At 67.4% G+C, this 25,298-nt stretch carries 26 protein-coding genes, 1 other RNA gene and 1 riboswitch; of the genes, 15 read left to right on the top strand and 12 right to left on the bottom strand.

Annotated elements, in window-relative coordinates:
* Window positions 1–9: 9 nt before the first annotated feature.
* From AC5P8Z_RS17155 to AC5P8Z_RS17140, 4 genes are all read right to left on the bottom strand, one after another.
* Complete coding sequence (locus AC5P8Z_RS17155) at window positions 10–693, bottom strand: hypothetical protein (RefSeq protein WP_495229580.1); 684 nt, start codon at window positions 691–693, stop codon at window positions 10–12.
* Complete coding sequence (locus AC5P8Z_RS17150) at window positions 693–1,556, bottom strand: hypothetical protein (protein ID WP_495229579.1); 864 nt, start codon at window positions 1,554–1,556, stop codon at window positions 693–695. Before AC5P8Z_RS17150 ends, AC5P8Z_RS17155 begins: the two co-directional genes overlap by 1 nt.
* Before the next feature lie 131 nt (window positions 1,557–1,687).
* Window positions 1,688–2,572, bottom strand: coding sequence for a hypothetical protein (locus AC5P8Z_RS17145; RefSeq protein ID WP_286070939.1), 885 nt, complete (start codon window positions 2,570–2,572; stop codon window positions 1,688–1,690).
* Between the two features lie 152 nt (window positions 2,573–2,724).
* The gene (locus tag AC5P8Z_RS17140) at window positions 2,725–3,348 is read right to left on the bottom strand and encodes a hypothetical protein (protein ID WP_286070940.1); all 624 of its coding nucleotides are present in this window, start codon (window positions 3,346–3,348) and stop codon (window positions 2,725–2,727) included.
* 267 nt (window positions 3,349–3,615) lie between these two features.
* Window positions 3,616–3,761: riboswitch (FMN riboswitch) on the top strand.
* Window positions 3,762–3,838: 77 nt separating this feature from the next.
* Between AC5P8Z_RS17140 and AC5P8Z_RS17135 the strand changes: the two genes are divergently transcribed.
* The 6 genes from AC5P8Z_RS17135 (at window position 3,839) to AC5P8Z_RS17110 (ending at window position 9,023) form a co-directional block, all read left to right on the top strand.
* Entirely contained in the window at window positions 3,839–4,465 is a 627-nt protein-coding gene (locus tag AC5P8Z_RS17135) for a riboflavin synthase (RefSeq protein ID WP_286070941.1), read from the top strand.
* Complete coding sequence (ribB, locus tag AC5P8Z_RS17130) at window positions 4,462–5,562, top strand: 3,4-dihydroxy-2-butanone-4-phosphate synthase (protein WP_286070942.1); 1,101 nt, start codon at window positions 4,462–4,464, stop codon at window positions 5,560–5,562. The genes AC5P8Z_RS17135 and ribB overlap by 4 nt, the downstream gene beginning before the upstream one ends.
* A gap of 192 nt (window positions 5,563–5,754) precedes the next feature.
* Window positions 5,755–6,222: a 6,7-dimethyl-8-ribityllumazine synthase gene (gene ribH, locus AC5P8Z_RS17125; protein ID WP_495229578.1), complete on the top strand. Its 468-nt coding sequence runs from the start codon at window positions 5,755–5,757 to the stop codon at window positions 6,220–6,222.
* Window positions 6,219–6,698 carry a transcription antitermination factor NusB gene (gene nusB, locus AC5P8Z_RS17120; protein WP_005415268.1) on the top strand — a complete coding sequence of 160 codons (480 nt, stop codon included), beginning with the start codon at window positions 6,219–6,221 and terminating at the stop codon, window positions 6,696–6,698. Before ribH ends, nusB begins: the two co-directional genes overlap by 4 nt.
* A gap of 205 nt (window positions 6,699–6,903) precedes the next feature.
* Entirely contained in the window at window positions 6,904–7,866 is a 963-nt protein-coding gene (gene thiL / locus AC5P8Z_RS17115) for a thiamine-phosphate kinase (RefSeq protein WP_495229577.1), read from the top strand.
* A 188-nt stretch (window positions 7,867–8,054) separates the two neighbouring features.
* A complete protein-coding gene (locus AC5P8Z_RS17110) occupies window positions 8,055–9,023 on the top strand; it encodes a fimbrial protein (RefSeq protein ID WP_495229576.1) in 969 nt (322 codons plus the stop codon).
* Window positions 9,024–9,092: 69 nt separating this feature from the next.
* Here the strand turns inward: AC5P8Z_RS17110 and AC5P8Z_RS17105 are convergent, their stop codons facing one another.
* The 6 genes from AC5P8Z_RS17105 to AC5P8Z_RS17080 all read right to left on the bottom strand — a co-directional run bounded on the left by AC5P8Z_RS17105 (window position 9,093) and on the right by AC5P8Z_RS17080 (window position 13,945).
* Entirely contained in the window at window positions 9,093–9,302 is a 210-nt protein-coding gene (locus AC5P8Z_RS17105; protein WP_495229587.1) for a fimbrial biogenesis chaperone, read from the bottom strand.
* 9 nt (window positions 9,303–9,311) lie between these two features.
* Window positions 9,312–9,575 (bottom strand): fimbria/pilus periplasmic chaperone, encoded by a 264-nt coding sequence (locus tag AC5P8Z_RS17100; protein WP_495229586.1) that lies wholly within the window; start codon window positions 9,573–9,575, stop codon window positions 9,312–9,314.
* 211 nt (window positions 9,576–9,786) lie between these two features.
* Window positions 9,787–11,172, bottom strand: coding sequence for an FAD-binding oxidoreductase (locus tag AC5P8Z_RS17095; protein ID WP_495229575.1), 1,386 nt, complete (start codon window positions 11,170–11,172; stop codon window positions 9,787–9,789).
* Window positions 11,169–11,786 carry a metal-dependent hydrolase gene (locus AC5P8Z_RS17090; RefSeq protein ID WP_495229574.1) on the bottom strand — a complete coding sequence of 206 codons (618 nt, stop codon included), beginning with the start codon at window positions 11,784–11,786 and terminating at the stop codon, window positions 11,169–11,171. Before AC5P8Z_RS17090 ends, AC5P8Z_RS17095 begins: the two co-directional genes overlap by 4 nt.
* A 79-nt stretch (window positions 11,787–11,865) precedes the next feature.
* A complete protein-coding gene (locus AC5P8Z_RS17085; RefSeq protein WP_286070949.1) occupies window positions 11,866–12,234 on the bottom strand; it encodes a YraN family protein in 369 nt (122 codons plus the stop codon).
* Complete coding sequence (locus AC5P8Z_RS17080; RefSeq protein WP_495229573.1) at window positions 12,224–13,945, bottom strand: penicillin-binding protein activator; 1,722 nt, start codon at window positions 13,943–13,945, stop codon at window positions 12,224–12,226. The genes AC5P8Z_RS17085 and AC5P8Z_RS17080 overlap by 11 nt, the downstream gene beginning before the upstream one ends.
* 81 nt (window positions 13,946–14,026) lie before the next feature.
* Between AC5P8Z_RS17080 and rsmI the strand changes: the two genes are divergently transcribed.
* Both rsmI and rnpB read left to right on the top strand, forming a co-directional pair.
* Window positions 14,027–14,845 (top strand): 16S rRNA (cytidine(1402)-2'-O)-methyltransferase, encoded by an 819-nt coding sequence (rsmI, locus tag AC5P8Z_RS17075; protein ID WP_010481946.1) that lies wholly within the window; start codon window positions 14,027–14,029, stop codon window positions 14,843–14,845.
* A gap of 118 nt (window positions 14,846–14,963) precedes the next feature.
* Window positions 14,964–15,315: RNase P RNA component class A (gene rnpB / locus AC5P8Z_RS17070), an RNA gene on the top strand.
* Between the two features lie 89 nt (window positions 15,316–15,404).
* Here rnpB and AC5P8Z_RS17065 read toward each other — a convergent pair.
* Window positions 15,405–15,884, bottom strand: a complete 480-nt coding sequence (locus AC5P8Z_RS17065; protein WP_286070952.1) for a DM13 domain-containing protein — start codon at window positions 15,882–15,884, stop codon at window positions 15,405–15,407.
* An 812-nt stretch (window positions 15,885–16,696) separates the two neighbouring features.
* Window positions 16,697–17,473: an NRDE family protein gene (locus AC5P8Z_RS17060; protein WP_286070953.1), complete on the bottom strand. Its 777-nt coding sequence runs from the start codon at window positions 17,471–17,473 to the stop codon at window positions 16,697–16,699.
* 323 nt (window positions 17,474–17,796) lie between these two features.
* Between AC5P8Z_RS17060 and mraZ the strand changes: the two genes are divergently transcribed.
* The 7 genes from mraZ to mraY are packed head-to-tail and all read left to right on the top strand — an operon-like array spanning window position 17,797 to window position 25,298.
* On the top strand, window positions 17,797–18,243 hold the full coding sequence (gene mraZ / locus AC5P8Z_RS17055) for a division/cell wall cluster transcriptional repressor MraZ (RefSeq protein WP_004143635.1): 447 nt from the start codon (window positions 17,797–17,799) through the stop codon (window positions 18,241–18,243).
* Between the two features lie 14 nt (window positions 18,244–18,257).
* Window positions 18,258–19,226 (top strand): 16S rRNA (cytosine(1402)-N(4))-methyltransferase RsmH, encoded by a 969-nt coding sequence (gene rsmH, locus AC5P8Z_RS17050; protein ID WP_019661066.1) that lies wholly within the window; start codon window positions 18,258–18,260, stop codon window positions 19,224–19,226.
* Window positions 19,223–19,486 (top strand): cell division protein FtsL, encoded by a 264-nt coding sequence (ftsL, locus tag AC5P8Z_RS17045; protein ID WP_005408074.1) that lies wholly within the window; start codon window positions 19,223–19,225, stop codon window positions 19,484–19,486. The genes rsmH and ftsL overlap by 4 nt, the downstream gene beginning before the upstream one ends.
* Window positions 19,483–21,327, top strand: a complete 1,845-nt coding sequence (locus AC5P8Z_RS17040) for a peptidoglycan D,D-transpeptidase FtsI family protein (protein ID WP_286070954.1) — start codon at window positions 19,483–19,485, stop codon at window positions 21,325–21,327. Before ftsL ends, AC5P8Z_RS17040 begins: the two co-directional genes overlap by 4 nt.
* Window positions 21,324–22,832 carry a UDP-N-acetylmuramoyl-L-alanyl-D-glutamate--2,6-diaminopimelate ligase gene (locus AC5P8Z_RS17035; protein WP_286070955.1) on the top strand — a complete coding sequence of 503 codons (1,509 nt, stop codon included), beginning with the start codon at window positions 21,324–21,326 and terminating at the stop codon, window positions 22,830–22,832. Before AC5P8Z_RS17040 ends, AC5P8Z_RS17035 begins: the two co-directional genes overlap by 4 nt.
* Window positions 22,829–24,223, top strand: a complete 1,395-nt coding sequence (locus tag AC5P8Z_RS17030; RefSeq protein ID WP_495229572.1) for a UDP-N-acetylmuramoyl-tripeptide--D-alanyl-D-alanine ligase — start codon at window positions 22,829–22,831, stop codon at window positions 24,221–24,223. Before AC5P8Z_RS17035 ends, AC5P8Z_RS17030 begins: the two co-directional genes overlap by 4 nt.
* Entirely contained in the window at window positions 24,213–25,298 is a 1,086-nt protein-coding gene (gene mraY, locus AC5P8Z_RS17025; RefSeq protein ID WP_180865298.1) for a phospho-N-acetylmuramoyl-pentapeptide-transferase, read from the top strand. Before AC5P8Z_RS17030 ends, mraY begins: the two co-directional genes overlap by 11 nt.

Here is a 25,298-nt window from a genome sequence, read left to right as displayed (position 1 = left end):
CGACGGACTTCAAACGTCATCACACAGCTCATCCTCCTGCGGCAGCAGCGGTTCACCCAGCCACAACTCGATCGGCAGCAATCGCCACAGGATTGTCTGATAGAGCTGATGCACGCGCTCGGCATGGGCGAACGCATGGCGTGCCTGGTACCACCCGGTGACCCGACTGCAATGTGGTACAGCGGGCCCGTCGCGCAGCGCCGCCGCCCAGCGCAGGAAGAGCGCATCGATGCGTGCCTGGCGCCCTGCTTCAGGTGCGGCCCGCAACGCCAGATATTCCTGCCGGAGGGGTTCCACGTCGGGATGCTGGCAGACCAGTGGGTACAGGCCGATCTCCGGCGATCCCGACGGCACGAACTCCCGGGCAGCGCAGCTGACCCTCGGCAGTCGTCTTGCCAGTGCCTGTACAAAGGCCTGCGTCGCAGCCGGGGAAGGCGTAGTAGCGCCCTGCCGCGCGAGTGCTGCAGGCACATCGTCCACAAGCAACTGCCAGTCCAGGGCAACGGCAGGCTCATATCCCTCTCCCTGCTCGCGCAGTATCTGCCGGGCGGCGGCATCGTCGTGCAGCAGTACCTGCGCCTGCAGCGTGTATTCGGCCTGCGGCGAGAGATCGGCAGGCGCGGAGGCTACCGCCCAGAGCGGCAGGCCCAGCAGGAGGATCACCACGTGCCTGATCGCGATCGATCCACGCATCAGTCGGTCTTCTCCCTGTTCCACAGCTCGCGGTTGCGGTCATGGGTGATCTGGCAATCGCGCGCTGCCTCCTCGTCGCTCATTCCCTCCACACGCTTGAGCAGATTCCTTTGCAGCATGCCGTTGCTCAGGAAGGGACTCTGGGGAGGGTGCCGGGCATGAAACCCCAGCTGTGCGGCCATCATCAGGTCGCAGGTGGGAATGCCGGTGACCGTGGGCACGGATTCCGCTTCGATACGCGTATTCCATGCGTCGAAGGGCATTACCCGTTGCAACAGTGCGAGACCCAGCAGCGGCAGGTTGGTGCTCTCCCAGGTGCCGCTATCTGGCATCTGGAGGAACACCGCCCTGCCCTGATGTGAACGATCCGGCGCGTCGCGCAGGGCGTTGGTGAAGGAAACGAAGAGGGCCTTGGCGTCTTCCGGATCGTCACCAACAACGGCGCGTCGCTTCTGCGCGTTCCGGTAGGTCGCGAAGAAGCCCGAGAGGTCGGGGAAGGCACAGCGATACGCCACGTTGGCCTGCAGCATCGCATCCACCGTCTCCCGGGTGATGTGGGTGATGGTGCAGGACAGGGTCTTCTGCCGCATCTCCAGAGCGCGGGAAACCGGCTCCATTGCAGTGCCGTTGAAAGCGGCCTTGGGCAGTTGGAGCACATCAAGGGGGGCGACGATCACATCCGTGCCGTCGTTGATCCCACGCAGAAGGTTGCGCTTGCGTAGCGCTTCCCTGGACGCCTCGTTGCCGTGGAGGATGACCTGCACATAGGCGTCGAAGGTATCTTCCAGTGAAAGCGCAGCAGGTTGTGCGGCAACAGCCGTGAGCGGCGCTCCCAGCAGCAGGATCAGGACGGGTTTCAGCATGGCGGCACAGGGGCAATCCGGGAGGGCCCTGAGGATCAGGGGCGTTCCTTGCACGGGTCCATGCAACTTGTCTGAAAATGTGCAGCGTTGCGGGCGTCGCCGGGCATGGCCCGGCGCTACCGCTTACCACCTCACGCGCATTCGTCGGTCCACATCATCTCGGCGATCGGGCGCAGTGCCTTGCACTCCTGCGTCATCTCCTCGGCCGACTGCACCTGCGCCTTGGACTTCAGTTCCTCGGCCATCGCATCCACGCCGCTGATCTGTTCCGGCGCGATCTTCGCCACGCAGGCGCGGTGCTGCTGCAGCAGCAGGTCGCAGCCCGGTACGCCGGTCACCTTCGGCGCGCTGGCCGCCTGTGCATCCTGCATCCAGTCCTCGAACGGCGCCAGCGCACCGGCTACGGTGCCCACCAGATCATCGAAATTACCGCTGTACCAGTAGCCGTTTTCCTTGGCCGGGTACAGGGTGAAAGTGCCGCTGACCGGCACGCGCGAGCGACTCTGCAGCGCCTGGGTATAGGCATCGGTGAACTGCTTGCGCGAGGCCGGGCTGGCATCGGCGGCCAAGCTGGCGGCGAACAGCGGGCGCACCTTGCCCAGGTCGGGCACCTGGCAGCTGAAACTGATGCGTGCCAGCTTCTGGTCTTCAACGTATTGGTTGTCTTCGATCACGCTCTTGGTCGCGCGGCACTTCGACTCACGCAGCGCCTTGGCATACAGCGCTTCGGTCGACGCAGCGTCGGACGTGGCGCCGGTGCTGGCCAGTACCGTCTGCCAGGGTTCGGCCAATGCCTTGGCCAGCGCACCCGGGTTTGGGGTCACGGCGTCCTGGCCTTCGAAGGCTGGCTTCAGCGCATCGTTGAGCGTGCGGGTGGCGGCCGCGTCGTCTTCCAGCAGGGTGCGCGCGTACAGGTCGAAGGCCTGTTCGGGCGTCAGCTGGGCCGGGGCGGCACTGGCAAACAGCGGGGCGCACAGCACGGCACTGGCCAGCACGCTACGGGTGAGCGTCTTCATGACGGTGGTTTCCTGTTCCAGAGGCGCGCAAGCCTAGCGCATCTGCCTGCACCTTCGATGGCGCCACGCGGCCAGGTGACGGCGTGCAGCGGCCAAAAAAACGGGCCCCTTGCGGGGCCCGTTCGATCGCACGACGAGGAACGATCGTTGGATCAGAAGCTGGCGCGGACGCCGGCCGAGTACTGGGTGACATCGCGGTAGCCGGAGATCTCGCCCACCAGACCCCAGGTCTTGGTGAAGTTGATCTGGCCACCCAGGGTGCCGACCCAGGTCCCCTTGAAGTGGTTGCCGCCGTCCATGTAGCCGGTCTTGACCCAGGCTTCGGTCATGCGCGACGGCTTGCCACGCAGGCCCACGGTGACGCGGCCCAGGTTGGTGTGATCCTTGTTGCGCAGGCGGCCGTAGAAATCGGAGTTGACGGTGATTTCGGCCTGCTGGCGGACCCAGGCGGCGTCAGCGGTGAAGTCGACGCGGTCGGTCCACGGCATGTGGTAGCCGATGCCCAGCTCCGGCTGGTTCAGCTTCAGCTTGTAGGAGCCGTAGTCGTAGTTGTACGACTTGCTGGCGTAGGTCCAGCCGCCGAACACGTAGACCTGTTCGGCCAGCGCGACCGAACCGCGCAGGTAGCCGCCGTCGACCTTCGGGTCATCCAGCAGGTCGTCGTTGGTCTTGACCTGCGTCCAGCCGCCTTCAACGTAGGTGTAGCTCAGGGCGTCGGCGGAGGCCGAGAACGGGGCAGCGGCCAGCAGGGCGGCCACGATCAGGATCTTGCGCATGGGAATTCCTGTGAATTTCAGTCCATTGGCGGGCCTGCCTTCGCGGCTGCCCGTGGCGACCTCATGTCGTCCGGTGCGGATTTTAATGAAAGTTTTACAAAATGCGAGAGACGACCGTCACAGGCTGGGTCGGCGGTCGGATCCGTTTTCCGCAGGAAAACGGCTCTGCCCCCTGTGCTGCATGGCCTCACAACCCTTCCTGCGGAAAGGGATCCGACCCCGTTCAGGCCGGGCTGCTACACTACGCGGGCCGGTTCGCCGGTACACAAACGTCTTCAGGGCGGGGTGCAATTCCCCACCGGCGGTGGGTGCGCAAGCACGAGCCCGCGAGCGCCCCGGTCCACGGCCGGGGGTCAGCAGATCCGGTCCAATGCCGGAGCCGACGGTCATAGTCCGGATGAAAGAAGACGGTGCCACAGGGCCTTTGCGGCCCTGCGCCCGCCTGTTTGCCTTGCGGCGTTTTTCGCTCACTTTTCGCGGAGAACGTTTCTTGTTTACTGGAATCATCGAAGGCGTCGGCCGTCTGGCCGCTCGCGAAGCCATCGGCGGCGATGTCCGCTTCACCTTCAACGTCGGCAACCTGCCGTTCGACCACGTGCAGATGGGCGAGAGCATCGCCATCAACGGCGTCTGCCTCACCGTCATCGCATTCGACGCCAGCAGCTTCCAGGCAGATGCCTCGACCGAGACCCTGGGCCTTACCACGCTGGGCCAGCTGCGCGAGGGCGCGGTCATCAACCTGGAGCGCGCCATGCGCCCGACCGACCGCCTGGGCGGCCATCTGGTCAGCGGCCACGTCGACGGCCTCGGCCAGGTGCTGTCCATCCACGAAGATGCACGTGCCCAGCGCTGGCGCTTCGCCGCGCCGGCCGCGCTGCGCCGCTACATCGCAAAGAAGGGCTCGATCTGCGTGGACGGCGTCAGCCTCACCGTCAACGAAGTGGACGACGAGGGTTTTGACGTCGCCCTGATCCCTCACACCGTCGCCAACACCGCCTTCTCCGCCACTGGCGTGGGCAGCGCGGTGAACCTGGAAATCGACCTGGTTGCCCGTTATGTCGAACGTTTGATCGGTGTGCCGGGCAACGCTCAGCACCCGCAGGGAGATGCCGCATGAATTTCGCCCCGATTCCGGACATCCTGGAAGACATCCGCCAAGGCCGCATGGTCGTCATCGTCGATGACGAAGACCGCGAGAACGAAGGCGACCTGATCATGGCCGCCGAGCTGGTCAAACCGTCGGACATCAACTTCATGGTCACCCATGGCCGTGGCCTGGTGTGCCTGCCACTGACCCGCACCCGCGCCGCCGATCTCGGCCTGGCGCCGATGGTGCAGGCCAATACCGCGCAGTTCCAGACCAACTTCACGGTCAGCATCGAGGCTGCCGAGGGTGTCACCACCGGCATCTCGGCCCACGACCGCGCACACACCATCCGCACCGCGGTGAAGCCCAACGCCAAGCCGTCGGACCTGCACCAGCCGGGCCACATCTTCCCGCTGATCGCGCAGCCGGGCGGCGTGCTGACCCGCGCCGGCCATACCGAAGCCGGCGTTGACCTGGCCATGCTGGCGGGGTTGGAACCGGCCGGCGTGCTGGTGGAGATCCTGAACCCGGATGGCAGCATGGCGCGCCGCCCGGAGCTGGAAGTGTTCGCGCGCGAGCACGGCCTGAAGATGGGCTCCATCGCCGACCTGATCGCTTACCGCCTGGCCACCGAAAAGACCGTTGAACGCGTGGACGAGCGCGAGATCGACACCGAATTCGGTCCGTTCAAGCTGGTGACCTACCGTGACCGCATCGCCCACGACCTGCATTTCGCGCTGGTCCGCGGTACCCCGGATGCGGACACCCCGACCCTGGTGCGCGTGCAGGTGGAGAACCCGCTGGCCGACCTGCTGCACTGGCGCCGTGACGACTTCGGCGTGGCGGCCACCGACGCTCTGCGTGCGATCGATGCCGAGGGCGCGGGCGTGATGGTGGTGCTGTCGGCCCCGCGCGATAGCGAAGCCCTGCTGGCCCGCCTGCGCCAGCAGCCGGCGCCGGTGGTGCCGGGCAAGGACAAGGACGTGGGCCAGTGGCGCCGCAACGGGGCCGGCGCACAGATCCTGTCTGACCTGGGCCTGGGCAAGCTGCGCGTGCTCGGCACCCCGCGCCGCCAGGTCGGCCTGGCCGGTTACGGCCTGGAAGTGGTGGAGACGGTGGGCTGCTGAGGCCATGGGGAACCCTTGTAGAGCCGAGCCATGCTCGGCTCATGCGCGCAGCGCGGGTTCTCCGGTCCGGTGCCAGACAGGGCAGCCGAGCATGGCTCGGCTCTACAGCAGGCCCCCTCCAGGCCCCCGCCAGCCACGGCCGGGGCCCATCCACGCTAGAATTACCCCCTTATCGAGTCCCCCAAGCCGCATATGAGCCACCACGAAGGCGATCTTCGCACTCCCGAATCGGCGCGCTTCGCCATCCTGGCCAGCCGCTGGAACGCCCGCATCACCGATACGCTGGTCGCTGGCGCCCGCCAGAGCCTGGCCGGCAATGGCATTGCCGAAGCCAACATCGACGTGATCCGCGTGCCGGGTGCCTGGGAACTGCCGCTGGTCGCCGCGCGCCTGGCCGCCGCCCACGAGCACGCCGCCATCCTCACCCTGGGCTGCGTCATCCGTGGCGACACCCGCCACTACGAACACGTGGCCGACCGCTGCGCCGAAGGCTTGATGCGCGTGCAGCTGGATTTCGGCGTGCCGGTGCTGAACGGCGTGCTGGCGGTGGAACGTGTTGAAGACGCCGAGGCCCGCGCAGGCGGCAGCCACGGCAACAAGGGCGAGGAAGTCGCACTCGCCGCATTGGAAATGGTCAATCTTCTGGAGCAGCTGCCATGAACAAGAACACCCAGGGCAAGCCCTCCGGTAAACCCGTCCGCCGCGATGGCGTCGATCCGGTGCTGCGCTCGCGCGCCCGCCGTCGTGCCGTGCAGGCCATCTACGCCTGGCAGATCTCCGGCGGCAACGCCCAGTCGCTGATCGCCCAGTTCGCCCACGAACAGGCCCGCGAAATCGCCGACCTGGCGTACTTCGAAGCGCTGGTGCATGGCGTGCTCGACAACCGTCGCGACATCGACGAAGCGCTCGGCCCGTACCTGGACCGCGGCATCGAGGAAGTGGACGCGATCGAACGCGCGGTGCTGCGCCTGGCGGCGTACGAACTGCGCTACCGCCTGGACGTGCCGTACCGCGTGGTGATCAACGAAGCCATCGAATCGGCCAAGCGCTTCGGTTCCGAACACGGCCACACCTACGTCAACGGCGTGCTGGATCGTGCCGCCGTGGAATGGCGCAAGGTCGAATCGGGTCACTGAACCCCTGCGTCCCGCACCGTTCATTGAACGGCGCGGGAATCTGCTTCGGTAGAGTCGACTGTCAGTCGACTGCTCTTGATCCGGCGATACGACCGCTGATCGAAAGGCAGTCGACCAACAGTCGGCTCCACCCCGCCGGTTCCATCCGATCGGCACGATCCACCCGCGCCCGCCGCCCATCCCATGCACCTCGCCGGAGCGCCCCATGTCCCTGGCTGAATTCGCCCTCATCGACCGCATCCGCGCCCGCACCCTCGAGCGCGACGACATACTGCTCGGCATCGGCGACGACGCCGCACTGCTGCAGCCGCGTCCGAACGAGCAGCTGGTGGTCACCGCCGACACGCTGAACAGCGGCGTGCACTTCCCGGCCGAAACGCCGGCGTTCGATATCGGCTGGAAGACACTGGCCGTGAATCTCTCCGACCTCGCCGCGATGGGCGCGCGCCCGGCGTGGTGCACGTTGGCGTTGTCGCTGCCAGAAGCCTCTGAAGACTGGATCGAGGCCTTCGCCGACGGTTTCTTCGCACTGGCCGACCAGCACGACATTGCGCTGATCGGTGGCGACACCACACGCGGCCCGCTGTCACTGTCGGTCACGGCGATGGGGCAGGTGTCGCGCGGCCAGGCACTGCGCCGCGACCGCGCGCAGGTGGGCGATGACATCTGGGTCAGTGGCACGCTGGGCGATGCCGCCGGGGCACTGCGCCTGTGGCAGCAGGGTGCGTTGAACGTGACCGCCGCCACGCTGCTGGCCGACTACGAAACCCTGCGTCTGCGCCTGCTGCGTCCCACTCCGCGCGTCACCCTCGGCCTGCGCCTGCGTGCCTTCGCGCATGCGGCCGTGGATATCTCCGATGGATTGCTGGCCGACCTTGGCCACATCGCTGCACGCAGTGGTGTGCGCGCCGAGGTCGATGCCGATGCGTTGCCGATGTCAGCGGCGCTGCGCGAGCTGCTGGGCCGCGACGGTGCCCGCGAGTGCGCGCTGCGCGGTGGTGATGACTACGAACTGTGTTTCACCGCCGCGGCTGACCAGCGCGATGCCCTGCTGTACCTGTCCGAATCGCTGGATGTGCCGCTGACCCGCGTCGGCCGCATCACCGAAGGGCAGGGCGTGCAGGTGGATGGTGAAGCCGCCAGCGGCGGTTACCAGCACTTCGCCTGATATGCGGGCGCGGGGGCGGATCCCTTCGCAACGCAAAGCACTCTGACCCCAGCCGCGATCCCGGCCTGTCATTTGCAAGCTTTTGCATGGCCGGCCACAGCGGCCTTGCCTAGACTCTACGATCTCCCCAACATGCGTGGCACCGCAGGCGCGTGTGCGCCGTGGCCGCTGCGAAGGAGTCGCGCAAGATGCATCACTTTCTTTTACTGGCACGGCGCACGCTGCCCTGCACGCTGTTGCCGCTGCTGGCCATTGCGCCGTCCATGGCCTGTCAGCGTCTGTCGCCAAGTGACCAGGTGCTGGATGACAATCGCACCATACCCAACCTGGACCTGCCTGACCGCTACTTCGCCGGTACCGGTGGCTACCTCGCCAGCGCCTATCGCTGCCCTGCGGGCGTGTCCGAGTTCGTGATCAATGCTCCGCTGGCGGGACTCACCTACGTGCGCGACATCGTCTACGACGGGAATACCTATGCCGCGTACGGATTCAGCGACCGCTCGCCGTTGATCGGCATGCTCTACCAGATGAGTGATGGCTCGCCGCATACCATTCGCGTCGGGACAGCGCAGACCGTGCGCAGTCCGTCACGTCCCGCAGAAGGCAGCGTCAACGCGGGGGTGATCATCCGCTACTTCCTGCGCGGTGGTGCCATGCAGAGCGTGCCGTACCAGCACCTGGGCAGCGTGGAGGCATGGCCGGTGGCCGATCCCACGCAGCGGCTGCAGACGCCGATCTCTCTGGGGTTCAACGTGCCACCGGTCACCTGTGCACTGACCGACCACACGCTGGTGCTCGATGAGGTGATCGCCAATGAACTGGCCAGCCCGGGCGACAGCGCCAAAGGCATGGACTTCGATGTGGTGATGGCCTGCCCGAGTGCGAACGTGGATGTGAGCTTCACCATGGCCGATGCCAATGACCCGGCCAATACCGGCAGCCTGCTGGCGCCTGCGGCCGGCTCCGATGCAACGGGCGTGCAGGTGCAGATACTGCGCGGCGCCGTGCCGCTGTCGTTCGGGCAGGCGTGGTCACATGGCTGGTCGGCGAAGGGCAGCCAGCCAATCGGTTTCCATGCACGCTATCTGCGTACGAGCGAGGCACTGGCGCCCGGTGCCATTATCGGCGAAGCGGTGTTGACCGCGACCTACCGTTGACATCCTGAACCCGGCAGACGGGGTCAGATCCCTTTGCAGCGCAAAGGGCTCTGACCCCGATTACGCAGCTCATTGCGCGACCGCAGCCTCGGCATCACGCGGCGTACCGTAATCATCCAGCCATTGGAACGTCACCGTGGCCGGCACCGTGCTGCCCGGCGGCAACGGGAACCGTGCCGTGGCGCCCGGTGCCACCATGTCCACGTCCACCTTGCGGCCATCGGCCAATGTCGCGGTGCTCAGTGTTACGTGGTACGCGCTGGGGTTGCGCACCTGCAGCGCGTTGCCCTAGGCACGCCACTGCAGCTGGGCTGCCGCGTCGCGTGCGCTGCCGGGCAGGCCGGCAGGGCGATGGAACAATTTAACGCGCGTGCGCACTGCGAACTGCAGCAGATTCTTGCCGCTGGCATCGCTGGGCCTGGGCGGAATGTCCAGCAGATTGAAATAGAACACCGATTCGCGGTCGGTCGGCAGTGGTGCTTCCGATGGGCGCGGCGCGTAGGTGATGCGGTAGGCCTGGCGGGCGGCCTGAGCGTGCAGCGCGGCGACCATGGCTACCGCAACGTGGGTGGCCAGGTGGGTGTGCGCATGGCCTGGCAAGCGACCGTGCAGGGGTAGGCGCACGGACCTCTGTAGAGCCGAGCCCATGCTCGGCTCACCGCGCGAAGCGCGGGTGCATCGTGATCTGAACGGAGAGCAGCCGAGCGTGGGCTCGGCTCTACAGGTGCACACCTTGGTAGCGCCGGTTAATGCCCGGCGAGCATCACACCGGCGGCAGCACCTTGCCCGGGTTGAGAATCCCATCCGGGTCCAGTGCGGTCTTGATCGCGCGCATCGTCGCCAGCGTGGCCGGGCCGAACGCCTGCGCCATGAAATCGCGCTTGGCCAATCCAATGCCGTGTTCGCCGGACAACGTGCCGCCCAGCGCCAAGGTCAGCTCGAAGATCTTCGGCAGCGCGGCATGCGCGCGTGCGTTCTCGTCGGCATCGTCCGGGTGGTAAAGAATGTTGACGTGCAGGTTGCCGTTGCCGGCATGACCGAAGGTGACGATGGTCAGCGTGTACTCGCGTGCCAGCGCCTGCACGCCAGCCACCAGGTCGGGGATGCGCGACACCGGTACCACCACGTCTTCATTGATCTTGCCGGGCGCTACGGTGCGCAGTGCCGGCGACAGTGCCTTGCGCGCGGCCCACAGCTGGTCGCGTGCACGGCCTTCCATCGCCACGTCCAGCTCGATCATGCCGTCGCCTTCGGCGGCGCTGGCCAGTGCCTGCAGCAGGTAGGGCAGGGTGTCGTGGTCACCATCGGCTTCGACCAGCAGCATCGCGCCGGCCTCGGGTACTTCGGCACCGTTGAGGCGCAGCAGCTCCAGGCTGCGTGCATCCATGAATTCCAGGCGCGTGGGCACCACCGGCTGCGACATCAGGCGAGATACCGCTGCCGCCGCCGCATCGGCGTCGCGATACAGCACACGCAGGCCGGCCTGGCTGACCGGCAGCGGGGTGAGCTTGAGCGTGGCTTCCACGATCAGCGCCAACGTGCCTTCGCTGCCCACCAGCAGGTGGGTGAGGTCATAGCCGGTGGAATCCTTGGTGTAGGCACCCCCGCAGCGGATCACCTCGCCGGTGCCGGTGACGGCCACCAGCCCCAGCACGTTGTCGCGGCTGGTGCCGTACTTCACCGCGCGTGGGCCACCGGCGTTGCAGGCCAGGTTGCCACCCACGCTGCAGATCTCCGCGCTGGAAGGATCGGGCGCCCAGAACAGGCCGTGCGGTGCCAGTGCCTGCTGAAGCGTTCCATTGAGCACGCCCGGCTGCACCACGGCGCAGCGATCACCGGCACGGATCTCGATGATGCGGTCCATGCGGGTGAACGACAGCACGATGCTGCCGCGCAATGGCACCGCAGCACCGGTGGTGCCGGTGCCCGCGCCGCGCGCGACCAGCGCCACGTGATGTGCACGGCAGGCGCGCACCAGTGCCTGTACCTGTTCGATGCTGGTGGGCAGCGCGACGGCTGCAGGGCGCTGACGGCGCCACGAGTTGTCCTGCGCGTTCGCCTCCAGCGCGTTGTCATCCATGCGCCAGCCCTCCACGCCCAGCAGAGCGGACAGTTCGGCAACCAGGGCAGCGGGCAGGGCAGTACTCATGAGGGATCTCGCGGGACAGCGGGGGCAGGTTGGATCAGTTTCCAGGCGACCACGGCGGTGGCCAGCGGCAGCCACACCCAGCGCAGTTCAGAGAGCAGGGTGGCGATGCCGCGTGCGCTGAAGAACTGCGGCGCGAAGGGTGAAACGCGGATCGGTCGCCACGGGGCGAAGACGCGGTGCTCGCTCCACGGCCAGGCCAGGGCAACGCCCAACCCGCCGGAGGTCATCGCATCCAGCAGCGGATGGCTGGCCGCGCAGAAGAAGACGAACGTCGCCGCCTGTGTGGTTGGTGCCAACCTTGGTTGGCACGAAACCGCGGACCGAGGTCGGCGACTACCGGGGCTGCGCTGTGCCGACCAGGGTCGGCCGCTGCCAAAGAACGCCCACACGGCGGCCAACGTCGCCAACACACTGGCAAACAACAACGAATGGCTGGCACCGCGATGGCCGAACGCATCGGCATACGGAATGTGCAGGGCAAATGCCAGCACGTCGGCATCGGGCAGCATCGCGGCGACCACACCTGCAGCCAGCAGCCACGCCGGAATGCGGCCGCGATCGGCGGCGCACCACAGCGCCAGCGGTACAGCGGCATGGGTGATGATCGACGGCATCAGTCACGCACCATGGTCGTGCCGGCCAGTCCCAGAAGCGCCGACCAAGGTCGGTCTCTACCAGAGCGGACGGTAACCATCAGCAATCCTCCAGCCGGAACGCATCGCGCAGCCAGTTCAACTGCGGCGGTTCACCCGTGGCTTCCACCACATCGAAGCGGCAGGGCGCATCGGCCAGCGCGGGATGGTCCTGCAGGTACAGCAATGCGGCATGCGCCACGCGCCGGCACTTGCGCACATCCACCGAGGCCGCACCGCCACCGAAATCGGATCGCGCGCGGTAACGTACTTCCACGAATACCACGGTGCCGGCGTCGTCCATCACCAGGTCCAGTTCACCGCCGCGGTAGCGCACGTTGCGCGCACGCGGCTGCAGTCCGGCTTGTTGCAGATGCTGCTCGGCGGCGGCTTCCACCGCCGCGCCCCGTTGGCTGCGCTCAGCGACCACCGACGATCGGCATCGGCCGGCCGCCATTGAAGGTGGACCAGGCCGGCTGGCGCAGGATGTTGCCATTGCTGTCCAGGAACAGGGTGCCGGTGGCACCGTCCAGGCCGCCTTCGTTGGACAGCTTGTCCAGGTAGGCGGTGATCTTCCAGGCATCGGCGCCGAAGGCGAACAGGCGGCCGGCGGCACCGCGTGCGCTGGGCAGGGTGCTGGCCACCTGGCTGGCCGAGGGCAGGCCGGACACGCTGCGCACGTTCCAGGCTTCGTTCGGGTAGACGATGCCGTCCAGCGCCACGTCTTCTTCCACCTTGCCGCTACCGACGGTCAGCTGCGAGGTGCCGACGCGGGTGGCGCCACCGGCACCGGCCAGTGCCAGCTGCGGCGCCAGCAGGCGGGCCTGCGGGGCGCGCACGGCGAGGAACACGGCATCGACCTGGCCGGCATTGCGCACCTGCGCGCCGACATCGCCAACCGCGTCGCTGACACCGACGGTGGCCACCACCTGGCCGCCACGCTGGGCGAAGCGCTGGGCGAAGGCGGCAGCGGCACGGCGGCCGGTGTCGTCGGCGCTGTTGATCACCAGCGCCTTGCCGCGCTCGCGGCCACGCAGGTATTCGGCGGCAACAATGCCGTCGTCTTCCGGCGCCAGCGAGAAGCCGGCGCTGCCGGCCGGCGGCGCGTCCTTGCCACGGTTCAGGGCCAGCACCGGCACCTGCAGCTGCTGGCGGCCATAGACCGCATCCACTTCGTCACGGCCCAGCGGGCCGACCACGAAGTCGGCACCGGAGGCGACGGCCTTGTCATAGGCGGCCAGCGCACCGGCCGGGGTACCGGCGGTGTCGATGAAGTTGATGTCCGGGCGGCGGCGGGTTTCGCCGTAGTAGGCGGCGAGCAGGCCATCGCGCACCGGCTGCGCGGCGGTGGCCAGGCGGCCGCTGAGCGGCAGCAGCACGGCCAGCTTGGCCGGCGGACGGTAACCGTCGCTCATGGCCGGCGGGCGCTTGCTGGTATCGAACTGGGCGGCGCCATCACGGTCGAACGGGCGCGGCAGCGGCAGGCCACGCGCGATCAGTGCACGGCCGGCGAAGTTGTACAGCGGGTCGTTGGCCGGCAGGGCAGCGGCACGGCTGCGCAGGGTGGCGTCGTCGAGGGTACCGAGCAGACCGGCGATGGCGGCCTGGTTCTCGCTGCGGGCGCTGCCGGTCAGGCCGGCGTGCGCGCGGGCACGTTCGGCGGCGGCGCCGAAGCTGTCACCGGTCCCCTGCAGTGCAGCGGCGCGGGCCAGGTACCAGCGCGTGCGCAGCGCCGGCAGCACGTTGTCGCCGCTGTCCTTCAGCAGGGCCAGGGCCTGTGCCGGCTGCTTGTCGGCCAGCGCCAGCTCGGCGCCGATCAGCTGGTAGCGCTGCAGGCTGGCGCCGGACAGCTGGCGGGCGGTGAGCTGGCCCAGCAGGCTGCGCGCGCGGGCACTGTCGCCGGCCAGGTGCCAGGCCCAGGCGGCATCGGCCAGGGCGTTGCTGCGGGCGCCACCTTTCAGGGTTGCGGCCAGTGCTTCCAGCTGCAGGGCGGCGTCGCGCGGCTTGCCTTGTTCGATCAGCGCCAGCGCCTGGCTCTGGGCCGGCGATTCGGGCGCGCTGGTCAGGCTGGTGGTGGCACAGCCGGCCAGCAGCATCAGCGACAACGACAGGGCGGAGATCCGTGCGGCGGGCTTGTTCATGATCGGGTCCATGCGATGAGGGCAGCGGCCTTGGCCGGGTACACGCTACGATTCTACCCTTGCCCCGTGAGTACCGCTGAAATGAGTGTCCCAACCCTGTACGTCGTCGCCACCCCGATCGGCAACCTGGCCGATCTGAGCCCGCGCGCGCAGGAGGTGCTGCGTTCGGTGGCGGCCATCTGTGCCGAGGACACCCGCCGCAGCGGCCAGTTGCTGTCCCATTTCGGCATCCAGCAGCCGCTGGTGGCCCTGCATGAACACAATGAAGAGGCCTTGGCGCAGCGCCTGGTCTCGCGCCTGCAGGCCGGCGAGTCGCTGGCGCTGGTGAGCGATGCGGGCACCCCGCTGGTCAGCGATCCCGGCTTCCGCCTGGTGCGTGCTGCGCGTGCGGCCGGCATCAAGGTCAGCCCGATCCCGGGGGCCTGCGCCGCCATCGCCGCGCTGAGCGTGGCCGGCCTGCCCAGCGACCGTTTCAGTTTCGAGGGTTTCCTGCCGGCCAAGGCCAGTGGCCGCCGCGACCGGCTGCAGGCATTGGCGGGTGAAGTGCGCACGATGGTGTTCTACGAATCCTCGCACCGCATCGGCGAATCGCTGGCGGACATGGCGGCGATCTTCGGCGGCGAGCGCCCGGCGGTGCTGGCGCGCGAGCTGACCAAGCTGTTCGAGACCGTGCTTGATGGCGATCTGGCGGGGCTGCTGGCCAAGGTGGAAGCCGACGAGAACCAGCGCAAGGGCGAGTTCGTGGTGATGGTGCAGGGCGCCGGCGACGATGAGGAAGCGCAGCTGGCGCATGGCCGTCGCGTGTACGCCACGCTGAGCGAACACCTGCCGCCGTCGACTGCGGCGAAGCTGGCGGCCGAGCTGACCGGCGCGCCGCGCAAGGCGTTGTACGGGAGTTGATGGATCGCACCCGCCAGCGCAGCGGAATTGGTAGGTCCACGCCATGCGTGGATGGATGAACCGCACGTCGCGATCAAGGCGGCAGGAACAACCCATGTACGCTAGAATGCGCGCTGGCGGAGCCGGCCAGACAGTCGCGTCATCCCTTCGGGGGTGCCGAGGAAAGTCCGGGCTCCATAGGGCAAGGTGCCAGGTAACGCCTGGGCGGCGCAAGCCGACGGAAAGTGCAACAGAAAGATACCGCCTACGTCTTCTTCGGAAGGCCGGTAAGGGTGAAATGGTGCGGTAAGAGCGCACCGCGAGTCTGGCAACAGACCGGCACGGCAAACCCCACCTGGAGCAAGACCAAATAGGGATCCTTTGGCGCGGCCCGCGTTGGATCCGGGTAGGTTGCTTGAGCGTTGCGGTGACGTAACGCCTAGAGGAATGACTGTCCACGACAGAACCCGGCTTATCGGCCGGCTCCGCCTCTTTCTTGCGGTAAGCCGAGCATGGCTCGGCTCTACAGTAGAGCCGAGCCATGCTCGGCTGCTCTCCGTTCAGATGCTCGGGATGTTGTTCAACCCGGCGTGCGGTACTGACCGGCGGAAATGAACTGCTCGAACCGTTCGCACCACACCACCACGGTGGTGTAGTCGTCCACGTTGACGCTTTCAGGCACGTCCACCAGGAACCGGTTGAAGGTTTTCACCTCGCCGATGCGCTGGGCCTGCGCCTTGATCTTCAGGAAATCGGCCTTGTTGTCGACGAAGTCGCGGACCAGGTAGACCTTGTAGTCCGGCCCCGGGCCCATCGTGCCGTCGAACGCGACCTGGTGCGGACTGACGCTGACCTTGCCCTCGGCCCAATGCACGGCGTCGCTGCCTTTGAGGTCGCGACGGAAGGTGGTGTGGTAGCGGGCGTCGCCCATCGCCGCCTGCACCTGCGCGACCGGCGGGTCGTCGGGGGCGATCAGGATCGGCAGCAGGTACACGCCCAGGCCGAAGCCAAGGCCGAGGGTAAGCAGGTGGGTGGTGATGAGGATGAGGATACGGCGCATGGTCACTCCATCTGGAACGGTGGTGTGCGCGGAAGTGGCGCGCGGCCATCGTGTGGCGCGAGGTGGCGCATTGATAGACACAGAAAACAGGTACAGGCGGTGATCCTGCACGGGGCCGGGGCATCCGGGCTGATTCCGAGCGTTGGGGTTTCAGCCCGCAGGATGGACGGCATCGCGCGCGGTGGTCGCGTAACCGCAGGGAAGTGAAATGGCAGCGCAGAGGGCCTTGATGCGGAGCAACGCGCGGGTTGGCAGGAAGGGAGGGGTGAACCGGGATGGCCGTGAGTCGGGCTCGGCGGGAACGTGGGCTGGCCGGGTGGGATGGAGGTCCTTGGCATCCGCGGGGTGGGGGAGTTCGCAATGGACACCGCGGTTGCAGGCATCGTTGGCGGTGAGCGGCTGGGGCAACATGTGAAGCGCAACGGCGAGGCCCAGCCACAATGAAATGGCATGGGACAGGATCAGTGTGGAGATTGGCATGTCGTGATCTGCACTCTTCGGAACGGGAGCGTTGCGCAAGGCAGCGGCGCCTTGTGGATGCGCAGGCAGAGCGACGCAACGGCGGACATTTCCGCGCCCTTGATGCTGATGCTCAAGCGGCGTGCAGGCGCCTCATCCACGAAGCTGACGACAATTCAGTGCTGAAGGTCCTGTGGCACAAGGTGCCGATTCCTATGGGGACGCTGAACGGTCACCGGCCGAGCATGTGCCGGATGACCTGCTGCATTGCCAGTTGCGACATACCGATGGCGACTCACGTCTCTCCCTATGGGAGGTCGGTCGCCGTTGTCAGTCGACTTGCCTGTTGAGGGTCAGAAAATGAAGTGGTCCTGTCCAACAGGCACGCCCTGCGGACCGAAGCGGCGCTCGTGGATCTGGCCGTGGCCATCGGCGTCGATCAGCAGCACCGTGCTGGCGCGGGTGCCGTAGTCGTCGCCACGGATGAAGGCTGGGCTCAGCCAGCGCTCGCGCTCCAGGCCGATGCCGGTGTCGGGCAGGTCGCGGTCGGCGGGGCGGTGTTCGTCGGCAAGGGCCTGCCAGAGCGGGGTCAGATTCCTTTCTCCTTGGGGAAAGGATCTGACCCCGTCTTCCTTCAGCCAGGCGGAAAGCGCAGCCATCAGCCGCCGCGTCTTCGGCCACGGCGCGTCCAGCGCGCCGTTGGACATGCCATGTACGCCGGGGGCCAAGCGCTGGCGCTCGGCCGGGTGGTTGCCCAGGTACTCCAGGCTGTCGCCATCGGCCAGCAGCAGGTTGAAGGGGGCGTACGCGCCCGCCACGATGGCCAGCCGGTCGATATGCACGGCGGCCGAGTCGCGGCCGCGCAGGAAGTCGGCCACCAGCGCGCCCCGTGAAGGACCGGTCTGTGCGGCCAGCGGATCGCGGACATTGGTGACCACCGCCATCCGGCCACCGGCACCGACGCCGGCCCAGCCACCGCCGGAGCGCAGGTCGCGCCCACCGATGACGGAGGTCTCATCTTGCCAGGGGCCCAGCGCCGCGGTCGGGCGGGCGTGGAACTCATCACGGTTGCCGGCCATCACCAGCCGCCAGCGCGGGTGGTGCATCCAGCCAAGAGCGAGCAGGCACATGGCCTCATTGTGCACCGTTTGCGCAGTCCGGGGCCCATTTCGGCCCGCTACGGATGAATGCGCGGCCTGTGTTTCACGCCCTGTCCACAGCCCTGAACTTCCGTTCAATCTCAAAAATTGAGACGGATCAGCAACTTGTGGATAAGCCTTGAACAATTCTCTAAAGGTTGTTGCAAGCCATTGATGCGGCTGGCGATTTCCCTGCTGAAAAGTTGTTGACAACCCCTCGGCCGCTGCTAAGGTGGGCATCAGAGGGAAATCCGGGTGTTTTGTGGGTTTTCGTGGTTCAATGTTTCACCGGGCGAAGGAAAGGTGCACGCGTCGTGTTCCAGGGCGAGACGGCCATCACAGTTGACGACAAAGGGCGCATGGCGGTTCCCACCGCTTACCGCGACCTTGTCGCGCGCGCCAGCAACAACCGTCTCGTTTTGACCTACAACCCGTTCGAAGCCGGCTGCCTGTGGCTGTATGCAGAGTCGGAATGGGAGCGGGTCCGCGACGACGTCATGTCCAAGCCCAACACCCAGCGCGTCGTGCGCCTGTTGCAGCAGAAGCTGGTCGGCTCGGCCGCCCATCTGGAGCTGGACGGCAACGGTCGCATCAGCATCCCCGCCAGCCACCGCGGTGCGGTGGGCATTGAGAAGAAGGCGGTATTGCTCGGTATGGGCGACAAGTTCGAATTGTGGAGCGAGCAGGCGCATCGGGCCCTGATCCAGCAGACGTTGTCTGACGAGGATCTGGGTGATGGGTTGCTCGACCTGAAGTTGTGAGCCGGGGTGCCCGGATGCGCCCAGAAGCGCAGACCGGTCACCTTCCGGTGTCGCAGTCGCCGGCGGTGCACCTGCCGGTCCTGTACACCCAGGTCCTTGAAGGCCTGAGGGTGATCGAAAACGGACGTTATCTGGATGGCACGTTCGGTCGTGGCGGTCATGCACGTGGTGTGCTCACCCAGCTCGGTCCCGAGGGGCGCCTGCTGGTCATGGACAAGGATCCGGAAGCCATCGCCGTTGCCGAGCGCGATTTCGCGCCGGACCCGCGCGTGTCCATCTTCCGTGGCAGCTTCGCCCAGCTGCTGCAGTGGGATGCGACGGCCGAAGGCCTGGACGGCGTGCTGTTCGACCTGGGCGTGTCGTCGCCGCAGCTGGACGTGGCCGAGCGCGGTTTCAGCTTCGGCAAGGACGGCCCGCTGGACATGCGCATGGACCCGGACAGCGGCGAAAGCGCCGCGCAGTGGATCAACCGCGTGGAAGACCGCGAGATTGCCGACGTGCTGTGGACCTACGGCGAAGAGCGGCAGAGCCGCCGCATCGCCCGTGCCATCGTAGCGCGCCGCGAGAAGCAGCCGTTCACCCGCACTGCCGAACTGGCCGAGCTGATCGCTTCGGTGATGCCGCGTGGGAAAGACAAGATCCACCCGGCCACGCGCAGCTTCCAGGCCATCCGCATCCACATCAACCGCGAGCTGGCCGATCTGGAAGCCGGCCTCGATGCGGCGGTGGAGCGGCTCAAGCCCGGTGGCCGGCTGGCGGTGATCAGCTTCCATTCGCTGGAAGACCGCATCGTCAAGCAGTACATGAACCGCCTGGCCAAGGCGCCGCCGGCCAACCGTCGCCTGCCCGAGGCGGTCGCGTTCGTGCCGACGCTGGACCTGATCGGCGGTGCCATCAAGGCCACCGACGAAGAGCTGGCCGCCAACCCGCGCGCCCGCAGCGCCGTGCTGCGCGTGGCCCAGAAGCGGGAGGCCGACGCATGAGCCGGCTGCTGCTGATCATCCTGTTGGCCTCGACCGTGGCCTCGGCGATCGGCGTCGTGTTCGTGCGCCACCGTCATCGGCAGACGTTCATCGAGCTGTCGCGCGCCGAACGCAAGCGCGATGACATCAACCTGGAATTCGGCCGCCTGCAGCTGGAACAGGCCACGCTGGCCGAAGCCAACCGCGTGGATCGCATCGCCCGCGAGAAGCTCGGCATGAAGTTCCCCGAAGCCGGGGACATCGTGGTGGTGCGGCCATGAGCAAGGCCGGCCGCAACCGCCCGCGCAACGCCTTCAACCTGCGCCAGCGCCTGCGCTGGGTCGCGCTGGCGCTCGGCCTGTGCTCGGTGTCGCTGGTCGGTCGTGCCGCCTACGTGCAGATCATCAACAGCGACTTCTACCAGCGCCAGGGCGAGGCCCGTTACCTGCGCGAGCTGCCGATCAAGACCTCGCGCGGCATGATCACCGACCGCAACGGCGAGCCGCTGGCGGTATCCACCCCGGTCGCCTCGATCTGGGTCAATCCGCAGGACCTGCTGCGTTCGCCCGAGCGCATTCCGGAGCTGGCCCAGGCGGTCGGCATGTCCGTGGACGAGCTGAGCAGCCGCCTGTCGCAGAAGTCGGACAAGGAATTCATGTACCTGCGTCGCCGGATCAATCCGGACGAGGCAGAAAAGGTGGTCGCGCTGAAGATTCCGGGCGTGGCCGCGCAGCGCGAGTTCCGCCGCTTCTACCCCCAGGGTGAGGCGATGGCGCACGTGCTGGGCTTCACCAACATCGACGACCGCGGCCAGGAAGGCCTGGAGCTGGCGTTCGATGAATGGCTGCGCGGCAAGGCCGGTGCCAAGCGGGTGATCCGCAACCGCAAGGGCGAGACCGTCGAAAGCGATCTGCTGCGCGCTGCTGAACCGGGCAAGGACCTGACCCTCAGCATCGACCGCCGCATCCAGTACCTGGCCTTCAAGGAGCTGCGCAACGCGCTGGTCGCCAACAAGGCCGCCGGCGGTTCGATGGTGATCATGGACGTGACCACCGGCGAGATCCTGGCCATGGTCAACCTGCCGACCTACAACCCGAATTCGCTGACCGGCGCGCTGCCCGATGCGCGCCGCAACCGTGCGGTGACCGACCTGGTCGAGCCGGGTTCGACGATGAAGCCGCTGACCATCGCCACCGCGCTGCAGGCCGGTGCGGTGACCAAGGACACCATCATCGATACCAACCCGGGTTACATGCAGGTAGCCCGCTTCACCATCCGCGACGTGCCGCGCAACAACGGCGTGCTGAACGTGACCGGCGTGATCACCCGCAGTTCCAACATCGGCGCGGCCAAGGTTGCGGCGAAGATGCCGGACCAGGTGTTCTATGACGGCGTGCGCCGCTTCGGCTACGGCTCGGTGCCGCACAGCGGCTTCCCGGGGGAATCCGGTGGCGTGGTGCGGCGCCCGGCCAACTGGGACGGTGCCACCAAGACCACCATGTCCTACGGCTACGGCCTGAACGTGACGCCGCTGCAGATCGCCACCGCCTACTCGGCGCTGGCCAATGGCGGCAAGTTGATCGCACCGACCTTCGTCAAGGGCCAGCGCAACGAGGCGCATCAGATCATCGACGAGAACGTCGCCAAGCAGGTGGTGGCGATGATGGAAACGGTGGTCACCCAGGGCGGCGCCAAGCAGGCGGCGGTGCTGGGCTACCGCGTGGCCGGCAAGACCGGTACCGCGCGAAAGGCCGGTCCAGGTGGTTACGAGCGCGGCCACTACAACGCGCTGTTCGCCGGCGTGGTGCCGGCCACCAACCCGCGCTTCGCCACCGTCATCGTCATCAACGACCCGCAGGCCGGCAAGTTCTACGGCGGCCTGGTGTCGGCGCCGGTCTATCACAACGTGATGGAAGGCACACTGCGCCTGATGGACGTGCCGCTGGACGACCTGCAGTCGTGGCTGGCCGCGCAGCAGTCCGGCAAGGTCGGCCACTCGGCCTCGATCCTGCCTGCGCCGCCGGCCGAAACCGCGTTGCCGGCGGATGCCGCCGCTGAATTCGATGCTGCGCTGCCCAGCGCGCATGCCCAGACGCCGCCCGCTACGGGAGGCACGCAATGAGTCCTTCGATGTTGCTTTCGCAGTTGCTTCCGGACGTGGCCCTGGCGGGCCATGATCCCGTTCTGACCGGCCTGGTGCTGGACAGCCGCGCCGTGCGCCCCGGCAATGCCTTCGTCGCCATCGCCGGGTTCGGCGCGCATGGCCTGGGCTTTGTCGAGCAGGCCCGTGCGGCGGGCGCTGGCGCCATCCTGTTCGAACCGCCGGCACCTGCCGAGCTGCCGGCCCCGATCGATGCGATCGCGGTGCCGGGCCTGCGTGCGCGCATGGGCGCGATGGCCGACCAGTTCCATGGCGCACCGTCGCGGGCGATGGCGATGGTTGGCGTGACCGGCACCAACGGCAAGACCTCCACCGTGCAGCTGCTGGCCCAGGCCTGGCACCTGCTCGGCACGCCCAGTGGCAGTATCGGCACGCTGGGCGCCGGACTTTATGGTGCAGTTGAACCGACCGGTTTCACCACGCCGCTGGTGCTGCAGATGCATGCGCTGCTGGCGCAGCTGCGCGACGAAGGTGCGCGCGCGGTGGCGATGGAAGTCAGCTCGCACGCGCTGGACCAGGGCCGCGTCGATGCCGTGCATTACGACGTGGCGGTGTTCACCAACCTCACCCGCGATCACCTGGATTACCACGGCGACATGGCCAGCTACGGCGCGGCCAAGGCGCGGCTGTTCCATCGCCCGGGCCTGAAGGCGGCGGTGATCAACCTGGACGATGCCTTCGGTCGCCAGCTGTTTGCCGGCCTGCCGGCGGGCGTGCAGCCGATCGGCCTGAGTTCGCGTGGTGCCAGCGATGCCAGCGTGCGCGCCGAAGCATTGCAGCTGGATGGTCGTGGCATTGCGTTCGAACTGGTCATTGACGGCCAGCGCGCCGCGGTGCAGTCGCCGCTGCTGGGCCGCTTCAACGTGGACAACCTGCTGGCCGTGGCCGGTACCCTGCACGCGCAGGGCCAGCCGCTGCCGCGCATTGCCGAAGTGCTGTCGGCGCTGCAGCCGATCCGCGGCCGCATGAACCGCCTCGGCGGCGAAGACGGCCTGCCGACCGTGGTGGTCGACTACGCACATACCCCGGACGCGCTGGAACAGGCGCTGGACAGCCTGCACGGCCACCTGCACGGCGCGCTGTTCTGCGTGTTCGGTTGCGGTGGCGAGCGCGATACCGGCAAGCGCCCGCAGATGGCGGCCATTGCCGAGCGCCTGGCCAACCATGTCATCGTCACCGACGACAACCCGCGTGGCGAAGATGGCGACGTGATCGTGGCCGACATCCTGGCCGGCTTCCAGAACGCCGAGGCGGTGACCGTGCAGCGCAGCCGCGCGCGTGCGATCGGCCTGGCGGTGAAGCGCGCCGGCGCCGGCGACATCATCCTGATCGCCGGCAAGGGCCACGAGCCGTACCAGGAGGTCAACGGCGTGCGCCATGACTTCGACGACACCGAAGTGGCCGCCGCTGCGCTGGCGGCCAAGGCCGGTGTTCTGAGCTCGCAGGCCGGGGAGGGCATCGCATGAAGCGCACCCTGCTTTCGCTGATCGCGCACTGGGCCGGCGGCGAGATCCACGGCGACGACGTGGCCATCGATGCGGTCAGCCATGACACCCGCAACCTCGGTCCGGGCAGCCTGTACGTGGCGCTGCGCGGCGAGCGTTTCGACGGTCATGACTTCGCCGCCGACGCACAGGCACGCGGTGCCAGTGCGCTGCTGGTCGAGCGCCTGCTGCCGATCGAGCTGCCGCAGGTGCTGGTGGCCGACGCCGAGCGGGCGCTGGCGAAGATCGCCACCGGCATGCAGCGTGACCGCGGCACCGAGGTGTTCGCGATCACCGGCAGCAACGGCAAGACCAGCGTGAAGAGCCTGCTGCTGTCGATCCTGCAGCAGGTGGCACAGCATGCGCACAAGGTGGTCTACGCCAACCCGGGCAACCGCAACAACGAGATCGGCCTGCCGCTGGCGGTGATCGATGCGCCGGAAGATGCCGACTATGCCGTCTATGAGATGGGCGCCGGCAAGCCGGGTGACATCGCCTACCTGACCGACATCGCCCGCCCGCGCTATGCGCTGGTCAACAACATCGCCCCGGCACACCTGGAACGCATGGGCAGCCTGCTCGGCGTGGCGGTGACCAAGGGCGCGATCTATGCCGCATTGCCGGCCGATGGTGTGGCGGTGATCAACGCCGACGATGCCTACGGCCGCTGGTTCGAACAGCATTTCGTCGGCACCCCGCCGCGCTGCCGCGTGCTGCGCTATGGCCTGGAACATACCGCCGACGTGACCGCGCGCGACATCCGCGCCGGTGCCCAGGGCAGCCAGTTCACCCTGGTTTCGCCGGCCGGCGAAGTGCGTGTGGTGCTCGGCCTGCCGGGTCGCCACAACGTCAGCAATGCGCTGGCCGCGGCCAGCCTGGCGCTGGCTGCCGGCGTCGATCTCGCGCTGATTGCCGCCGGCCTGGCCGAGGCACAGCCGGTGCCGGGTCGGCAGATCGCCCATCAGCTGCGCAACGGCGCGGTGCTGGTGGATGACAGCTACAACGCCAATCCCGGCTCGCTGGCTGCGGCCATCGATGCCCTGGCCGCCGCCCCGGAAGAGGGTTGGCTGGTGCTGGGCGACATGCGCGAACTGGGCCCGGATGCCCAGGCACTGCATGCGCAGGCGGGCATCCGCGCACGCGCTGCCGGACTGAAGCGTCTGTACGCGCTGGGTCCGCTCAGCGCCGCCGCCGCCACTGCGTTCGGCGAAGGCGGCCGTCATTTCACCACCCATGACGCGCTGTCGCAGGCGCTGAAGGACGAGCTGCACGCCGGCGTGCGCTGCCTGGTCAAGGGTTCCCGTGGCAGCGCCATGGACACGATTGTCAAAGCGCTGCTGGCGCAAGGAGAGGAATCCCCGCATGTTGTATGAACTGGCTCGATGGTTGCAGCAGTTGGAGAGCCTGTTCGGGCTGTTCAACTACCAGACGTTCCGCGCCATCCTTGCCGCACTGACGGCCCTGTTCCTGTCGCTGTGGCTCGGCCCGGCGATGATCCGCAAGCTTGCCCAGTTCAAGGGCGGCCAGCCGATCCGCCAGGACGGCCCGCAGACCCATTTCTCCAAGGCCGGTACGCCGACCATGGGCGGTTCGCTGATCCTGCTCACCATCACCCTGTCGGTGCTGATGTGGGCCGACCTGCGCAACCGCTACGTGTGGCTGGTGCTGGCGGTGATGCTGTGCTTCGGCGCCATCGGCTGGTATGACGACTGGATCAAGATCGTCCGTCGCGATCCGAACGGCCTGAAGTCGCGCTGGAAGTACCTGCTGCAGTCGATCTTCGGCCTGGCCGCGGGCCTGTTCCTGTTCTACACCGCCGACGTGCCGGCGGCGCTGACCTTCTACATCCCGATGTTCAAGTCGATCGCGCTGCCGCTGGCCGGCATCGGCTTCGTGGCCATCGCCTACTTCTGGATCGTCGGTTTCTCAAACGCGGTAAACCTGACCGATGGCCTGGACGGCCTGGCGATCATGCCGACCGTACTGGTCGCCTGCGCGCTGGGTGTGTTCGCCTATGCCTCGGGCAACGCGGTGTTCGCCAACTACCTGCAGATCCCGCAGATTCCAGGTGCCGGTGAGCTGGTCATCATCTGCGCGGCAATTGCCGGTGCGGGCCTGGGCTTCCTGTGGTTCAACACCTATCCGGCCATGGTGTTCATGGGCGATATCGGTGCGCTGGCGCTGGGCGCGGTGCTGGGCACGATCGCGGTGATCACCCGCCAGGAGCTGGTGCTGGTGATCATGGGCGGCGTGTTCGTCATCGAAACCCTGTCGGTGATGATCCAGGTCGCCTCGTTCAAGCTGACCGGCAAGCGCGTGTTCCGCATGGCGCCGATCCACCACCATTTCGAACTGAAGGGCTGGCCCGAGCCGCGCGTGATCGTGCGCTTCTGGATCATCTCCGTCGTACTCGTGCTGATCGGTCTGGCCACGTTGAAGGTGCGCTGA

The sequence above is a fragment of the Stenotrophomonas sp. YJH_SMC_17 genome, from assembly GCF_059371655.1.
Note: the sequence above shows the minus strand (reverse complement) of the source record. Positions and strands in the feature narration are given on the sequence as shown.

Excerpts from the sequence above, each read along its gene's own strand:
- AC5P8Z_RS17155 (WP_495229580.1), bottom strand. The coding sequence starts at position 693 with ATGCGTGGATCGATCGCGATCAGGCACGTGGTGATCCTCCTGCTGGGC.
- AC5P8Z_RS17150 (WP_495229579.1), bottom strand. The coding sequence starts at position 1,556 with ATGCTGAAACCCGTCCTGATCCTGCTGCTGGGAGCGCCGCTCACGGCT.
- AC5P8Z_RS17145 (WP_286070939.1), bottom strand. The coding sequence starts at position 2,572 with ATGAAGACGCTCACCCGTAGCGTGCTGGCCAGTGCCGTGCTGTGCGCC.
- AC5P8Z_RS17140 (WP_286070940.1), bottom strand. The coding sequence starts at position 3,348 with ATGCGCAAGATCCTGATCGTGGCCGCCCTGCTGGCCGCTGCCCCGTTC.
- ribB (WP_286070942.1), top strand. The coding sequence starts at position 4,462 with ATGAATTTCGCCCCGATTCCGGACATCCTGGAAGACATCCGCCAAGGC.
- ribH (WP_495229578.1), top strand. The coding sequence starts at position 5,755 with ATGAGCCACCACGAAGGCGATCTTCGCACTCCCGAATCGGCGCGCTTC.
- nusB (WP_005415268.1), top strand. The coding sequence starts at position 6,219 with ATGAACAAGAACACCCAGGGCAAGCCCTCCGGTAAACCCGTCCGCCGC.
- thiL (WP_495229577.1), top strand. The coding sequence starts at position 6,904 with ATGTCCCTGGCTGAATTCGCCCTCATCGACCGCATCCGCGCCCGCACC.
- AC5P8Z_RS17110 (WP_495229576.1), top strand. The coding sequence starts at position 8,055 with ATGCATCACTTTCTTTTACTGGCACGGCGCACGCTGCCCTGCACGCTG.
- AC5P8Z_RS17100 (WP_495229586.1), bottom strand. The coding sequence starts at position 9,575 with ATGGTCGCCGCGCTGCACGCTCAGGCCGCCCGCCAGGCCTACCGCATC.
- AC5P8Z_RS17095 (WP_495229575.1), bottom strand. The coding sequence starts at position 11,172 with ATGAGTACTGCCCTGCCCGCTGCCCTGGTTGCCGAACTGTCCGCTCTG.
- AC5P8Z_RS17090 (WP_495229574.1), bottom strand. The coding sequence starts at position 11,786 with ATGCCGTCGATCATCACCCATGCCGCTGTACCGCTGGCGCTGTGGTGC.
- AC5P8Z_RS17080 (WP_495229573.1), bottom strand. The coding sequence starts at position 13,945 with ATGAACAAGCCCGCCGCACGGATCTCCGCCCTGTCGTTGTCGCTGATG.
- rsmI (WP_010481946.1), top strand. The coding sequence starts at position 14,027 with ATGAGTGTCCCAACCCTGTACGTCGTCGCCACCCCGATCGGCAACCTG.
- AC5P8Z_RS17065 (WP_286070952.1), bottom strand. The coding sequence starts at position 15,884 with ATGCGCCGTATCCTCATCCTCATCACCACCCACCTGCTTACCCTCGGC.
- AC5P8Z_RS17060 (WP_286070953.1), bottom strand. The coding sequence starts at position 17,473 with ATGTGCCTGCTCGCTCTTGGCTGGATGCACCACCCGCGCTGGCGGCTG.
- rsmH (WP_019661066.1), top strand. The coding sequence starts at position 18,258 with ATGCGCCCAGAAGCGCAGACCGGTCACCTTCCGGTGTCGCAGTCGCCG.
- ftsL (WP_005408074.1), top strand. The coding sequence starts at position 19,223 with ATGAGCCGGCTGCTGCTGATCATCCTGTTGGCCTCGACCGTGGCCTCG.
- AC5P8Z_RS17040 (WP_286070954.1), top strand. The coding sequence starts at position 19,483 with ATGAGCAAGGCCGGCCGCAACCGCCCGCGCAACGCCTTCAACCTGCGC.
- AC5P8Z_RS17035 (WP_286070955.1), top strand. The coding sequence starts at position 21,324 with ATGAGTCCTTCGATGTTGCTTTCGCAGTTGCTTCCGGACGTGGCCCTG.
- AC5P8Z_RS17030 (WP_495229572.1), top strand. The coding sequence starts at position 22,829 with ATGAAGCGCACCCTGCTTTCGCTGATCGCGCACTGGGCCGGCGGCGAG.
- mraY (WP_180865298.1), top strand. The coding sequence starts at position 24,213 with ATGTTGTATGAACTGGCTCGATGGTTGCAGCAGTTGGAGAGCCTGTTC.